Origin of the sequence: Ruminiclostridium herbifermentans (genome assembly GCF_005473905.2) — a bacterium.
Taxonomy (GTDB): Bacteria; Bacillota; Clostridia; order Acetivibrionales; family DSM-1351; genus Ruminiclostridium; species Ruminiclostridium herbifermentans.
On record NZ_CP061336.1, the window covers coordinates 1,945,765 to 1,961,310 of the forward strand.

The window sequence follows — 15,546 nt, forward strand, 5'->3', positions numbered from 1 at the left end:
AGGAGTTCAGATTTATTATTATTAGATTAAGAGGAGTGGTATGTAATGAAAAATGTTTTTGATGTTTTACAGGAGAGAGGTTTTATTGCTCAGACAACTCATGAAGAAGAAATTAAAAAGTTATTAGGGGAAAAGAAGGTTACTTTTTATATTGGGTTTGATCCTACTGCTGATAGTTTACATGTTGGGCATTTTCTGCAATTAATGGTTATGGCTCATATGCAGCAGCATGGTCACAGACCAATCGCGCTTATAGGCGGCGGAACTGCAATGGTTGGAGACCCAACAGGTAAAAATGATATGAGAAAAATGATGACAAAGGAAATTATCGAGCATAATTCCAACTGCTTTAAAACTCAAATTTCAAAATTCATTGATTTTTCAGATGATAAGGCAATTATGGTTGATAATTCTGATTGGCTCTTAGATTTGAACTATGTTGAATTTTTAAGAGATGTTGGAGTTCATTTTTCTGTTAATAGAATGCTTACTGCTGAATGCTTTAAAAGCAGAATGGAAAGAGGTTTAACATTTTTAGAATTTAATTACATGTTAATGCAAAGCTATGATTTTCTAGTATTAAATCAAAAATACGATTGTCAAATGCAATTGGGCGGTGACGATCAATGGTCTAATATTCTAGGAGGACTTGAACTTGTCAGAAAGCGTGAATCAAAGAGCGTTTACGGTATGACATTTACTCTTCTCACTACAAGTGAGGGTAAAAAGATGGGAAAAACTGAGGGAGGAGCTATTTGGCTTGATCCTCAAAAAACAAGTCCATATGAATTTTACCAGTACTGGAGAAATGTTAGTGATAGCGATGTTGAAAGATGCTTGGCTTTGTTAACTTTTTTACCAATGGAAGAGGTAAAAAGATTAGGTGCGCTTAAGGATGCACAAATAAATGAAGCAAAAGCTGTGCTTGCTTTTGAAGTTACAAAAATTGTTCATGGTGAAGAAGAGGCATTAAAAGCAAAAGAGGCTGCTGAAGCAATTTTCGGAGGAAAAGGAAAATCAGATAACATTCCATCATTTGAAATTAGTTCAGCAGAACTTGAAGCAGGAATTAAAATAGTTGATTTATTAGTAATGGCTGGCTTAACACCTTCAAAGAGTGAAGCACGCAGAGCTGTACAGCAGGGTGGGGTTTCTCTAAATGAAAATAAGGTGAATAGCATTGATTACGTTGTAGGAAAAGATGATTTGGTTGATGACCAAATGATGCTGCAAAGAGGTAAAAAGAACTTTATAAGAATTAAAATAAACAGTTAAATTAATCATTGAAATTAAGTATCTTAAATCAAATATCTAACGTAAGTTCTATAGGTGTGGGAGAATCTCCTGCACCTTTAATTTTCTATTTTGACGTTTTGGTTCTATTTGAAATTAAATGAAAAATTAGTGATTATTATCTTAAAAACATCGTGTCAATACAAAGTTGAGTGCTGCACAATTTTTCTACCATTCATTGTCTACTAATTCAAAGGTTTTATAGAATAAAATTTAAACAATTTGAAACAATATTATAGAACTTGGATTTAAATATAGATAAAAAACTATATTTAGTTCGAGTATTAATATTATGGGGAGGATTATTATGCCACTTACAAGTAAAGAACTTATGCTAATACAAGATAATATTAGCATGTGTGAAAGTAACATAAAATATTTGCAAGGTTGTGCTCAGCTTGCAACTGACAGTCAGGTAAAAAGTCTCTGCAATCAATTAGCAAGCGAGGAAAAGAACGATCTACAAATTCTTATGAAGCATATAAATACTGCTGGACAATAATATATAGGAGGCGATATTTTGGCAAATTTATCAGATAAAGAAATAATGTCATCAATTTTAAATGAAAAAAAATTAGCTGCTTCTGCTTTAACAACTTTGGTACTTGAAAGTTCATGTCCAACATTAAGAAATGATGTTCAGAGCATTTTGACAAAGACCTTTAATGGTCAAAAGCAAGTTTTTGATATGATGTCACAAAAAGGTTGGTATCCTGTTGAAAATGCTAATCAACAAGAAATTACAATGGCACAGCAAAAGGTAAAAAATATCCAATCACAAATACTGTAAAGTAATAATACAATGGGCAGTTTTGACAATATACATACAATTTAAATGGACAAGTTGTATGTATGCGTTCAAACTGCCTTTATTATACATAACATAAACAGGTTTTTCATGCACCTTGCAGGTTAATGTGGTTTACTGGTACTTCCGTACAAACTTATCTAAAAGGCTACTCCCAAGATATTTGTAGAATTTGTTTTGGCTCATTATAGTTAATTATACCGCTTTACCACATTCAGCATCCATGCTTAATTGTAACGAGGGGCTGTTGAAAAACAACTCTTTAAATAAGTAATATATATCAAACTGCTTAAATAGTACTCCCGTGCTGCTTGCTCACGAAATTGACGCTGAAATAATTGTGGTGAATAACAACTACTTCCGCCGACCGTATTACCAAGGCATCCTGTCTCGGGTTAATACTCACAGCTACTTTACTTCCGCTGTATCGGCTACAATACTTGTTTTTCACCTATTATTTCTAGCATCAATTTCTAACCGAGCTTAGCTATTAGATATATATTACACTCGCAAAAAAGATACCAGTATACATGTTTTACAACAGACCATAGTAGAACTAACTATTCTTCACCAACTAATTAAAACAAATATCATAAACCAGCATCCCATTTATTTGATTTGTACTTTTGTATATTACTTCTTCCTAATTACTGATAAATTATAGCGTAGTAACACTTTATAAATATAAGCATAAAATAGTATTGCAGGGATACGTAAATAAATTTCATTATATAATAAAAAGACTGCTAATGATTTTTATTTTATGACTATTTAGCAATTGACACACGACGTCCATACTGCATTGAAAGCCAGAATATATATCAAGTAATTTAATGATAAATTCTAGAAAATATAGTCTGATAGTTTTTTACATATATTTGAACTGTCAGATGAAGATATTAGGAATTTGTAAATGACTGTTAATGGCTATATATGATTTAACAATCATAGTACTATAAGGAGGGAATCACGTGTATTTAAACATATTAAAAATGTCCCAATGTGACGGAGGTGTGTTATATGAGCAAAATAATAGTCACGGGAGGTAAAAAATTAAAAGGTGAGATTAGAATTGAAGGGGCAAAAAATTCAGTCTTACCAATATTAGCTGCTACAATCTTAAATGGGGATGAAAATATTATTAAAAACTGTCCAATGTTTAAGGACGTAGAAGTTATTTTAGATATTCTAAGAAGGTTAGGATGTAAAGTAAAAGTAGAAGATAATACAGCCATAATAGATTCGACTACAATATCTTCTACTATTGTTCCTGAAAATCTTGCAACAGAAATGAGGTCTTCAATAATTTTAATGGGACCACTACTTGCAAGAGAAGGAAAAGTAACTATAAGCTATCCAGGTGAATGTGTTATAGTATGAATACTAAACAATTGCTTTCAGCTTATTTAATTCTAATTTCATTTTTCTGAATTCTAATGCTTTTCTTATTTTATTAATAAATACAAGTTTATCTGTCTGAGTAAGTGGTTTTTTGATAAAATCAAAAATGTCATAAGCAAATGCTTTTTCGTAAACCTCTTTTTCAGCACTTGAAGCTAAAATAATTGGGATTTCTCTGTACAAATCGGTTTTAGAAAACAGTTCCAAAAATCCAAATCCATCTAGAACAGGCATTTCTAAGTCTAAAATAATAATATCAATATTTCTGCTTTCAAGCAAATCTAGAGCTTCTTTTCCATTAAGTGCAGATACAAAATTGACGTGCTCTCTATAGAGATAGTTTCTGAGAATAGCATTATCCAAAGCGTTATCATCAGTTACAAGAATTGTACTAACCATATTTAACTCCTTCAAAAATATTATAATACCTAGATTAAAATTGAAACTTCCAATATGTAAAAATATTGAAAAATTTCGTTATAATCTGGGGGCATAAGCGAGGCGAGAAAAATTCTCACTTCTTTAAAATTTAATCGGGTATTCGCCACTTATAAAAGTGGGTGACATTTCCTTACCTCGTTATATTTAAATATTCTATAAAAAGTAGCAAGAACCTTCTTAATTATTTAAAAAAATTTAAAGAATTTTTTAGAAAAATATGTACATAGTATACAAAGTTTATTTTTAATGAAGATTTAGCTAATGGTTATAGGCCTACAACTTTAATACAAAGATTAATTTTGATTTAACATTACATAAGAAAAATATTATGATATAATACTTAAGATAAAAGTCATAGAGTAGCACCTCTTATTACTAATTTGCATTTAAAATTACCCATTTGTGAGGATGGAGCAAAGCTTCGCAAATGTTGTCCGAATACTAATCTTCCACGCACACTTTCGGTACATAAATAAAACCATTGTGGAAGTTACGCAGTATTTGAACAATCCATAAAAAGCTAATAGCAGCTTTTTGATATGAGAAGAGAATGATGAATGCACGTAATGTAAACTTCGCATTTTTCAAGCTATGAATCGCTGTATATACAGCACACTGCTCAAGCGGTGATAAAAATATTCAAATCAGTATTTTAGAATATTGTTTCTATATTTTAAATACAAAATAGTATTATTAGAAAGTAGGATCAAATAGCTATGAAACTTGAAAACGAAAAACTTCTTTTAAAGAAGGCGCGGGATGGGAATGTTCAAGCATTTGAGGAACTTACCAGCACTTATTATATAAAGGTATACAATATTTGTTATAGAATGTTGAATAATTCTGAGGATGCAAGTGAGCAGGCGCAAGAAGCGTTTATAAAAGCATTTAGATATATTAAAGACTTTCAAGGCAATTGCTCTGTTTCTACATGGTTATATCGCATAGCAACTAATGTGTGTCTTGATTTTTTGAGAAAGAATAAATATAAGAAAGATATTTCACTTGAGCAAAAAACCTTTGAGGATCTTAAGGTAGAAGATAGGTTGATTTCAAAAAGCCCAGGACCTGAAAAATTGGCAGAAATTAATGCTCAAAGGAAAGCTATAAATGATGCACTTTCTACAATGAGTGAAAAAAACAGACTAATAATTGTACTTAGGGATTTAAATGGATTTAGCTATGAAGAAATAGCTGATATTATTCAGGCGCCTGTTGGAACAGTTAAATCAAGAATTAGCAGGGCAAGAGCTGAATTAAGAGATTTATTGTGCAAAGATAAGGAACATTTATTTACTGATTACGTCAAATAATATTGAAGGGAGGGATAACAATGAATTTCTGCAAAGATTGTGATGAATATATTTCGTTATATTTAGATGAACTGTTAGATGACGAGACAAAGTCTGACTTTTTAGAGCATATGGAACAATGCAGTCAGTGCTCAGCTAAATTTGAGGATGCTTTATTTTGTGCTGAGTTGTGTAAGGAAGAACAGGAGATACCGCTTCCAGAGAATTTTTCAGAAACACTACATATACGATTACAACAGGTAAGCGAAAGTACAAATAAAAATAATACACGAGAAAAATTAGCATTTATTATAAAAAGCAAAAGGCTAATTGCCAGTCTATCAACTGCAGCAGTTCTTGTTATTTCATTATTAGCATATAATTTGATGCCAAGTATGGTTACTAAGGACCAATCTACTGCTAATTACAGTGAAACTGCACAAATGGAAATGAGCAAAATGGCAGAAGATACTGATAATTCAGGTGATATTTCTGTAAATAGTGAAGAGGAAAAAAGCATACAAGCTAAAGCTAACGGTGAAAATAATATATCAAGTACAAATGATACCAAAGAAGCAGCTGCAGGGGGTCCATCAGAAGATGCAAAAATTAAAATAACCTTCAGTGAACCAGCAACAGCAGATAAAAAAGAAGATACTATTGCAGACAATAGCTTTAAAATGAGAACTTTTGAAGATAGAGAGAATACAGAAAGTGGCAGTAAAGATGTGCTGCTAGAAAATGACACACTACAATATTCAATATTAGGTAATAATTTAGATACTAAAGAATATATTTCAAATTATTCCGAAATAAAAATGGAGGTATCAGCTGAGGGCACTGAAATTGAAAAATTAAAATTATTAATGAACGATGTTGGTGCAAGTGAATTACATATATTTGCAGATAACAATATTGTTGAAGATTCTAATATGATTTTTGCTGGAAGCCCAGATAAAGATAACTCAAATGTTTCAACAAATGAGATAGCAGAAGCCTTTGTTACAGACCCAGAATATATTGATTACTATTTGACATTAAATCAGTATAGTTTGCTTGAAGCTAAGGCAGCAAAATATCATCTGGAATTTAACTCCAAAACTGATATAATAAAAAAAGATGTTACTCACATCTATAATGAAATAAATAAAAAGCAAGAGGAAATAGATAATAAGATTACAAATGCATCAAAAAATAATGAGGATGTATCTGTTTATCAAGCAGAAAAAGAAAGACTTACTGAAGAGTTGAATAAAATAACTAATGAAAAAGAAATAGTTGTTCTCAGGATATATTTGGTCTATTAATATTTATATTTATGTAATAATTATAATAATGGAATTTCACAGTTGACTATAATCTTGTAAGAACGCCCAAGGAGGCTTATTAATTTTGGAAAAGATAATGATTGTTGACGGTAATAGTATTTTGAACAGGGCTTTTTATGGTCTTAGCAAAACAGCAAACCTTACAAATTCTGAGGGTTTACACACAAATGCTGTATTTGGATTTATAAATATTTTATCTAAATATTTGGCAGAAGAAGAGCCTAAATATTTATGTGTGGCTTTTGACTTAAAAGCACCTACCTTTAGGCACAAGGAGTACGATCAATACAAGGCCCAAAGAAAGGGTATGCCACCAGAATTAGCAGAGCAGGTTCCTATTATCAAGCAGGTTTTAGATGCTATGAATATTAAAAGGGTTGAGGTAGAGGGATATGAAGCAGATGATATATTAGGCTCAATTTCTCTATGCGCAGAAGAAAATGGAATGGAAGCTATTTTATTAACTGGTGATAGAGACTCTTTGCAGCTTGCTTCAGAAACTACAAGAATAAAGCTTCCTGTTACAAGAGGAAACAAAACTGAAACAGATGAGTATGATTCTCAGAAAGTTTTTGAAAAATATGGAGTGGCTCCTATTAAGCTGATTGATGTAAAGGGACTTATGGGAGATTCTTCAGACAATATTCCAGGTGTTCCTGGAATTGGAGAAAAAACTGCCCTTGATTTAATTAAAAAGTTTGGCAGTATAGAAGGGATTTATGAAAATATAGAATTAGTTGAAAAGAAAGGCGTTCGTGAAAAGCTGGAGGCAAATAAGGATCTAGCTTTCCTATGTAAAAGACTTGCTACAATTGAGAGAAGAATGCCTAATATTTGTAACATTGAGCAATATCTTAGAGTTGATTTTGATAAAGACAAGCTTTATGACATTTTTAAGAAGTTGGAGTTTAAAACCTTTATAGATAAATTTGGTTTAAAAGATAATACTTCTTTACAGCCTTTAGATAATATGGCTGTGGAACATATAAAAATAAGTTCTATAGTTGATTTAGAACAGTATATTAATGCAATTAAATCAAGCAAAAAAATGACTGTTTATTATCGCATGGATATTTCAGGAAGTTTTGTAGATGATCTTTGTATATATGCGTGTGAGGATGATTCATTACCAGCAGTTTTTATATTCTCAAAGGATTTTTCAAGTGAATCAGCAATAAAAGCTCTAAAGGGCATATTTGAGAATCAAGAAATAAAGATATATGGTCATGACCTAAAGGCGTTTATTAAGCATTTAAAAGCTTCAGGCATAGAAATAAATGGCCTTGCCTTTGACACAATGATTGCGGCTTATATATTAGAGCCTACCAGAAGCAGCTATAGGATTTCGGAGTTATCTGAGGATATTCTGAATAAGACAATAACTCCTGCAGAGAATTTGTATGATAAACACGGTAATAAGCTGCAAGATCTTAAAATAGATTCAAATACAATCTGTGCAACTTGCGCTAAGGTTATTTTTGAATTGGTTCAGGCACTTACTCCCATTATTAAAGAAAATGAGCAGGAGGAGCTCTTTTATAATATTGAACTGCCACTTGTGGAAGTCCTTGCAGATATGGAACTATGGGGCTTCAAGGTGGATGTAGAGGGACTTCAGAATTTTTCAAAGGAGTTAGATGGAAAAATCTCTGTTTTGGAAGATGAGATTTATATGCTTGCTGGTGAGAATTTTAATATAAATTCTCCTAAACAATTGGGAGTTATTTTGTTTGAAAAGTTAGGGCTGCCTTCAGCTAAGAAAACAAAAACGGGATATTCAACAGGTGCAGAGGTTTTAGAAAAGCTATCTCAAAAACATGAGATTATTGATAGAATACTGGAATATAGGCAGTTGATGAAATTAAAATCAACTTATGCTGATGGATTGTTGACTGTCATTGACAAAAATACAGGTAAAATTCATTCAAGCTTTAACCAAACAGTTACAGCAACAGGAAGAATTAGCAGTACAGAACCAAATCTTCAGAATATTCCAATAAAGCTGGAACTTGGCAGAAAAATAAGGAAGGTTTTTATTCCCTCTGACAAAAATTATGTACTGCTTGATGCCGATTATTCTCAGATAGAATTAAGAGTTTTGGCCCATATTACAGGTGATAAAAATATGCTTGAGGCATTTAATAACAATGAAGATATTCATACCACTACTGCCTCAAAGGTATTTGGAATCCCTATAAATGAAGTTTCTCCAATTATGAGGTCTAGAGCAAAGGCTGTAAACTTTGGTATTGTATATGGAATAGGAGATTTCAGTCTGGCACAGGATATTGGTGTTACAAAAAAGGAAGCAAAAAGATATATAGATGAATACCTGAATAAGTACTCCAGTGTTAAAGAATATATGCATGATACAGTTGAAAAGGGCAAGGAGCTAGGCTTTGTTACTACTATTTTTAACAGAAGAAGATATCTTCCAGAACTTAAGTCCAGCAACTTCCATATGCGTGCATTTGGAGAACGCGTTGCTATGAATACTCCAATACAGGGTACTGCAGCAGACATAATTAAAATATCTATGGTAAAGGTTTATAATGAACTTAAAAAAAGGAAGTTAAAATCAAGATTGATATTACAAGTACATGATGAACTTATAATAGAAACTGAAAAGACGGAGTTAGATGAGGTTTCAAAGCTTTTGAAGTACTGTATGGAAAATGCAGTGTCATTAAGAGTTCCGTTAACTGTAGATGTTAAGTATGGAGAAACGTGGTATGAGACAAAATAGGGATTCAATAGTCCTAGGAGTAACTGGAGGTATTGGAAGCGGTAAGAGTACTGTCTGCAAGATACTCAGTGACTTAGGGGCTGAGATTATTGATGCCGATGTTATCAGCAGACAAATTGTTATGCCTGGCGAAAATGCACTGATAGAACTAATTAATACATTTGGTAAAGATATTGTTGATGATTTTGGACAGCTAAAAAGAAAAAGATTGTCTGAAATAGTTTTTGAGGATAGGGATAAGCTTCAAAAGTTAAATAGCATTATGCATAAACATGTGGCTAGGATAATACAAGCTAGAGTAAACGAACTAACTATGCAAAAATCTAGGATAATTGTTATAGATGCACCAATACCAATAAAAACAGGCTTTTTAGATTTATGTGATAAAGTATGGACAGTATCTGCACAAATGGAACTGCGTATTGACAGGATTATTAAAAGAAGTGGCTTGACATATAACGAAGCATTGTCTCGAATTAAATCACAAATTTCTGATGAAGAGTATATTAGCATTGCAAATACTGTTATTTATAATGATGGAGATTATTTAAAACTAAAAGAGGAAGTACAAAATGAATTTAACAGTATTTTAGAAAAGTATAAGTGTGACTAAGCCTCTGTATTCACTGATATCATAAGTTATATAAAGGCTTAGTTTTATTGATTTTGAGGTGATTATTTGAAAAAGAAGACTAGGAATAGGCGTAAGGGATTTCATATATTTTTGCTTTTGATAGTATTTATTATTTTTTCAGTAAACTTAGCAGGATATGCTTTACGACAAATATTCCCAACTAAATATTCCCAATATGTGGAGAAATATTCTGATGAATATGGTTTAAATAAAAATCTTGTATATTCAATTATCAAAGCAGAAAGCGGGTTTAATCCTAATGCAATATCCCCTAGAAAAGCAAAGGGCTTAATGCAAATAATGGACAGTACTGGTGAGTGGGCAGCAGAAAAAATTAAAATTAAGGATTTTGATAGCAGTATGTTACTAAAGCCAGAGACTAACATTAGAATAGGGTGCTGGTACATTTCCAAATTAATTAATCAATATGATCAAAATATTGACCTTGCACTGTCGGCATATAATGCAGGCAGCGGAAATGTAGCAAAGTGGCTGAAAGATACTGATATAAGCAGTGATGGTATAACATTGGATAGAATACCATTTAAGGAAACTGAGAATTATGTAAAAAAGATTAAGAGGTATAATTATATATATAAAAAGCTTTACGGTGAACAAAAATAATGATATTTTATAGATATAGATATGGATTATTTCATTTTATTATTTCATTTTATAGGGAGGAAAGAAAATGAAATCAGTGCTATTTGAAAGAGACTTGCTATATCCTACAGATAATGTAATTGAACCTGGAATTATACATGTTGAAATTCTAAATCCAGATAATTCTAAAATGCCGGTAATTGTTGAAAGCAAGTCTAGCCATTCAGCTGTTGAGAACATAAGCGCAGTTTTGGATGTATTACAAAAAGATATTTTTGATAGAATTAACATTAAAGTATATGAGAACACATCTGTGTATATTTTATTAAATGAATCCGACAAGACTAAATATGGTGATGTTAAATATCTAAAGGTTGTTTATAATGGCGTACAAGAATTCACATTGGAGCCATTTGATGAAGGGTTTTAAGAATTGTTTTTAGAAACTATTTATAGAATAAGACACAGCATAGTATAACACCTTATTAAGACACTACAATATTAATGATAGATATTTTCTAGTGCTATCATTAATATTGGTATTTATTTGGAGTAAGGTGTTTTTTTGTTGACAAAAGTCAGGTTATCTTGCAAGCTTAAACTCAAACTTCGCAGTTGGAAATTTTGCTTATAGCCTGTTACAGCATTATCAATGGAATGAGCGATAAAATAATAGTATGAAAGAGTTGTATGAGAAAAAGCTTGCATTATGGATACAGTTTTGTAATATAAAATAACAAAATCTGTGGCAACATACCATTGATAATTCCACTACACCAATATATTTGCGAAGTTTGAGCTGGAAATAAGTTTATTTATAAGTAGTTCATTTATATAGTTCTATTAATTGATTGGGCAACAAGTCTCAATTCATCCATTAGTGTACCGAATCTTTCCGGCCTAAGTGATTGAGGACCATCACAGAGGGCTGTTGGCGGATTTAGGTGAACTTCGATTATTAATCCATCAGCACCTGTTGCGATAGCTCCTTTAGCAAGTGCAGGAACATATTTCCAATTACCTGTTGCATGACTTGGGTCTACTATAATTGGTAAATGAGAAACTTCCTTTATTACAGGGATTGCACTTAAATCAAGAGTATTTCTTGTCATTGTTTCATACGTACGTATACCTCTTTCACATAGAATTACATTTTGGTTTCCTTCAGCAATAATATATTCAGCTGCCATTAACCATTCTTCTATTGTTGCAGATAAGCCTCTTTTAAGAAGCACTGGTTTATTTGTCATACCTACTTCGCTTAGCAGCCTGAAGTTTTGCATATTTCGTGCACCTATTTGGAAAATATCAGTATATTTATTTACAAGTTCTACATCTCTAGTGTCAACTACTTCTGTTACTAATTTAAGACCTGTGGCTTCACGACCTGCTACCATTATTTTGAGGCCATCCTCCTCAAGACCTTGAAATGCATATGGGGAACTTCTCGGCTTAAATGCTCCGCCACGGAGTATTTTGGCTCCGCTGTTTTTAACACTGACAGCAGTGGTGATAAAATCCTTTTCATTTTCAATTGCACAAGGCCCTGCCATTACAACAATTTCATTACCACCGATTTTTACATCTCCTAAATCAATAATTGTAGGTGTTTGCTGAAGTTCATTGCTTGCCAGCTTGTAAGGCTTCATAATGGGAACTAATGTTTCAACACCCTGCATTTGTGAAATTGCATGAATATTTAGAAGTCTTTTATCGCCTATAGCACCTATTACTGTTTTTACATCTCCCATTATTGGGTGTGTTTTAAATCCAAGTTCAATTAGCTTGCTTTCAACATTTTGGATTTCTTGAGCAGTTGCATTTTGTTTCATTACTATAATCATAATTATATCCATGTCCTGCCAAAAACGACATGGACTTGCACCTCCTTCGTTAAGTTAATTCTTTAGGCAAATAATAATGTGTTATGCATTAAAATGGAAAATCCACCCTAATCGCATTAAATTTTAATCACTTTAAATTACATTGCTATATTTGTTAAAGATTTGTGATGAACCTTGCAGTAGATTATCAAATAAAAAAAGCCCTCATCCCTAATAAAATAGGGACGAAGACTTACATCCACGCGTTACCACCCAAATTGGTTAAAACAACCCACTCATCCATGTACAGGAATAACTAAAAGCTATCCGATACACTCCTTCTATAACGGGAAGACCCGGTACGACCTACATATAAGTTTCAGCCAACTGTTCGTGGGAGAACTTCGAATATACTATCTTGCAATGCTTCCATCATCTCATTGCTCGCTGTGAAGACCCATATATTTTACTTTTCCCATTCATCACATTTCACTACAAATATAATATTAAATAAATATTAACATGTTTTTACAAATAAAGTCAACTACTTTTTTATAATTAGTTCACGAGTCACGAGATGTAATATATTCTAATTGCGAGACTTGGCTTGAAATTGATGCTAGAAATTTATTTTAATATTCTTTGAATAACAGTGTTTCTTGCTTCATTTTCAAAGGTATCATCCAGCTTCCCAAGGGCATCAAAATCAGTATACTTTTGTTTTAATGCTAAAGTCAGTAAATGATCTGTCAGCATAGGATTTTTAGGAAGAAGGCTTCCGTGAGAATAGGAACAGTAAACATTTTTGTATACCGCTCCTTCATAGCCATCAGTGCCATTATTTCCATTACCAAATAGAACTTTGCCCAAAGGACGAATATTTTCACCTAAGTAAGTTCTGCCTGAATGATTTTCAAATCCAACAATTTTAAGAGGATTGCCGTTTTCCATTATAAAATTGCTTTCAAATACAATATTTCCTATCATTCTTTCCTTACCGCCAACAGTCCATAAATCTAGTGCTCCAAGAAACTCTATTTCTTTACCATCCCAGGTCTTGTAGTATTTACCCATAAGCTGATAGCCGCCGCAAATACATAGAAAAACCTTCATATTTTCAATTGCATTTTTTATTTCAGTGTTTTTTTGCTCCAGAACATCTTTTTGGATAATTTCTTGCTCATAATCTTGTCCGCCGCCTAAAAAAATAATATCATAATCAGAAGCGTCAAAATTATCTCCAATTGTTACATTTTGCACAGTTGTATTAATGCCATGCCACTGAGCACGTTTTTGAAGTGCTAATATATTTCCTCTGTCTCCATAAGTATTCAGAAGATCAGGGTATAAATGACAAATATTTAAATCAAACATTATTTCCAGAACTCCTTTAAATTAAACTTTTTCTTTAATATACTTCGAATATCAAGCATTGCAGTGTAAGTGGGAAGAATATAGAAACAACCTCCCGGCGGTGTTTTTTTCAAGCCTTCTTCAATTAGCATGTGATAATCTTTTATTATTCTAATCTTCGAGGTGTCAAGACCACTGTATTTGAGGCGTACAGCCATATCTTCTCCTCTTACACCTGATGTAATCAGTCCGTCAATTTTATCGGATACATTATTCAACTGTTCAAAATCAACATCCCACAGCCATGAAATATCAGTTCCATCAGCTAAGTTGTCATTAATTAAAAAGGCAGTATTTAACGATTGATTTTCAAGGGCTAAAAAGCTGAGAACCTGATTAAAACCCGTAGGATTTTTAACAAGTATTAGCTTAATAGTCTTGTCCATAACATTTATTGATTCCATTCTGCCAAAACCAGATTCAAAGGATTGCAGTGCATTTGAAATAGTTTCAACCTTATAACCTAAAGCAAGTCCGCAAGCAGCAGCTGCCATTGCATTGTAAATGTTGTATAAACCAGGCAGATTAATTCGAGTAACAAACTCATTATTTTCTTGCAGCAAAGTGGAGGAGCATTTGCATTTTATAGTAGAATAGCTGCTGCCAGCTTCTTGTATTTCAATACATTCTAAATGAGCATCTGGCCTTTTGTATCCGCAATTAGTACAGTAAAAGCCTCCTAGATGTCCATAAATACGATTTGAGTATTCATATTTATTTTTGCATTGGATACAGAACATAGCATCGGAATTCATATTTTCTGAAGTAGCCTGATATGCTTGTTGATTAATTCCATAGTAAATTACTGGTTTTGCAGTAGCTATTCCCAGGGAGGCACACATTGAGTCATCTGCATTCAAAATTAAAGCAGTATTATCACCAATTCTTTCAAGACCTGACTTAACTGCATTTAGTGTAGAATAAAGTTCACCGTATCTATCTAATTGATCTCTAAAAAAGTTTGTAACAATAACTGCCTTTGGTGTAAGATGCTTTGTTACTTGATTGAAGGCGGCTTCATCGCTTTCAATGAGGGCAACCTTGTGTTTAGGTTTTCCACTAATGGAAACTGCTTGGATGAATAAAGTTGTTATTCCGCTTAATAGATTAGCGCCAGATTTATTTGTTATGTAATCTACATTGTTGTTCTTCAGAATTTCTTCTACAATCCTTGTTGTAGTAGTTTTGCCATTAGTGCCAGTAACCATTATAATCTCAAAATTTGATGCAATTGATTTTAGAATATCTGGGTAAAGCTTAAATGCAACTTTTCCGGGCAGAGTAGTACCGCCTCTCTTCAAAAGGTGCAATAAAAAAATGGTTAGTTTGGATGCAATGATAGAGATAACTTGTCTTATTTTCATAGTATTATCCATGCCACAGATTTACGTGTAAAATGGATTTGTCCTCCTTCGTTATAAACATAGTGCTAAGTTATAATTTACTTTCGTATATATAAATTCCATTTGGTATGGGAAAATTATCAATGTTTTTAACAAGAAAATTAGTTTGTTAAGCAATTACTTAACTTTAAATAAACTTTCCCACACTTGTATTTTCAATTACTAAAGTAATAAGCATATTAATATTATATAAATATAATTATCATTAAATGGTAATATTTAAACATTTCAATTACACATTATATCATATAAATAAGCTTATTTATGAATTTTTCAGATAAATTTAGTATATTGGCTAATTAGTACTCCCGTACAAACTTATCTAAATGGAATTATTGACATTTACATTCAAAATATCACA

The 15,546-nt window shown here is 32.2% G+C and carries 14 protein-coding genes and 1 other annotated feature; of the genes, 10 read left to right on the forward strand and 4 right to left on the reverse strand.

What is annotated here, in order from left to right; translation table 11 throughout:
- Positions 1 to 45 precede the first annotated feature (45 nt).
- The 4 genes from tyrS (at position 46) to EHE19_RS08125 (ending at position 3,481) form a co-directional block, all read left to right on the forward strand.
- Positions 46 to 1,275, forward strand: coding sequence for a tyrosine--tRNA ligase (gene tyrS / locus EHE19_RS08110; protein WP_137696416.1), 1,230 nt, complete (start codon positions 46 to 48; stop codon positions 1,273 to 1,275).
- 325 nt (positions 1,276 to 1,600) lie between these two features.
- On the forward strand, positions 1,601 to 1,795 hold the full coding sequence (locus tag EHE19_RS08115; protein WP_137696415.1) for a hypothetical protein: 195 nt from the start codon (positions 1,601 to 1,603) through the stop codon (positions 1,793 to 1,795).
- Positions 1,796 to 1,813: 18 nt separating this feature from the next.
- A complete protein-coding gene (locus tag EHE19_RS08120; protein WP_137696414.1) occupies positions 1,814 to 2,083 on the forward strand; it encodes a spore coat protein in 270 nt (89 codons plus the stop codon).
- 1,038 nt (positions 2,084 to 3,121) lie between these two features.
- Positions 3,122 to 3,481, forward strand: coding sequence for a UDP-N-acetylglucosamine 1-carboxyvinyltransferase (locus EHE19_RS08125; protein ID WP_137696413.1), 360 nt, complete (start codon positions 3,122 to 3,124; stop codon positions 3,479 to 3,481).
- Positions 3,482 to 3,484: 3 nt separating this feature from the next.
- Here EHE19_RS08125 and EHE19_RS08130 read toward each other — a convergent pair whose 3' ends face one another.
- Positions 3,485 to 3,901, reverse strand: coding sequence for a response regulator (locus EHE19_RS08130; RefSeq protein WP_137696412.1), 417 nt, complete (start codon positions 3,899 to 3,901; stop codon positions 3,485 to 3,487).
- Positions 3,902 to 4,659: 758 nt separating this feature from the next.
- On the opposite strand from EHE19_RS08130, the gene EHE19_RS08135 reads away from it, so the two are divergent.
- The 6 genes from EHE19_RS08135 (at position 4,660) to EHE19_RS08160 (ending at position 10,976) form a co-directional block, all read left to right on the forward strand.
- Positions 4,660 to 5,256 carry an RNA polymerase sigma factor gene (locus EHE19_RS08135; RefSeq protein WP_137696411.1) on the forward strand — a complete coding sequence of 199 codons (597 nt, stop codon included), beginning with the start codon at positions 4,660 to 4,662 and terminating at the stop codon, positions 5,254 to 5,256.
- A 20-nt stretch (positions 5,257 to 5,276) separates the two neighbouring features.
- Positions 5,277 to 6,542 carry an anti-sigma factor family protein gene (locus tag EHE19_RS08140; RefSeq protein ID WP_137696410.1) on the forward strand — a complete coding sequence of 422 codons (1,266 nt, stop codon included), beginning with the start codon at positions 5,277 to 5,279 and terminating at the stop codon, positions 6,540 to 6,542.
- Positions 6,543 to 6,639: 97 nt separating this feature from the next.
- Entirely contained in the window at positions 6,640 to 9,309 is a 2,670-nt protein-coding gene (gene polA / locus EHE19_RS08145; protein WP_137696667.1) for a DNA polymerase I, read from the forward strand.
- Positions 9,296 to 9,922, forward strand: a complete 627-nt coding sequence (coaE, locus tag EHE19_RS08150) for a dephospho-CoA kinase (RefSeq protein WP_137696409.1) — start codon at positions 9,296 to 9,298, stop codon at positions 9,920 to 9,922. Before polA ends, coaE begins: the two co-directional genes overlap by 14 nt.
- Positions 9,923 to 9,988: 66 nt before the next feature.
- Positions 9,989 to 10,567 (forward strand): lytic transglycosylase domain-containing protein, encoded by a 579-nt coding sequence (locus EHE19_RS08155; protein ID WP_137696408.1) that lies wholly within the window; start codon positions 9,989 to 9,991, stop codon positions 10,565 to 10,567.
- A 67-nt stretch (positions 10,568 to 10,634) separates the two neighbouring features.
- Positions 10,635 to 10,976, forward strand: a complete 342-nt coding sequence (locus EHE19_RS08160) for a hypothetical protein (RefSeq protein WP_137696407.1) — start codon at positions 10,635 to 10,637, stop codon at positions 10,974 to 10,976.
- Between the two features lie 400 nt (positions 10,977 to 11,376).
- Here EHE19_RS08160 and aroF read toward each other — a convergent pair whose 3' ends face one another.
- The 3 genes from aroF to EHE19_RS08175 form a co-directional block, all read right to left on the reverse strand.
- Entirely contained in the window at positions 11,377 to 12,390 is a 1,014-nt protein-coding gene (gene aroF / locus EHE19_RS08165) for a 3-deoxy-7-phosphoheptulonate synthase (RefSeq protein ID WP_137696406.1), read from the reverse strand.
- Positions 12,391 to 12,607: 217 nt separating this feature from the next.
- Positions 12,608 to 12,861: a binding site (T-box leader), on the reverse strand.
- A gap of 135 nt (positions 12,862 to 12,996) precedes the next feature.
- Positions 12,997 to 13,743 (reverse strand): type 1 glutamine amidotransferase, encoded by a 747-nt coding sequence (locus EHE19_RS08170; RefSeq protein ID WP_137696405.1) that lies wholly within the window; start codon positions 13,741 to 13,743, stop codon positions 12,997 to 12,999.
- A complete protein-coding gene (locus tag EHE19_RS08175; protein ID WP_137696404.1) occupies positions 13,743 to 15,146 on the reverse strand; it encodes a Mur ligase family protein in 1,404 nt (467 codons plus the stop codon). Before EHE19_RS08175 ends, EHE19_RS08170 begins: the two co-directional genes overlap by 1 nt.
- Between the last annotated feature and the right edge of the window lie 400 nt (positions 15,147 to 15,546).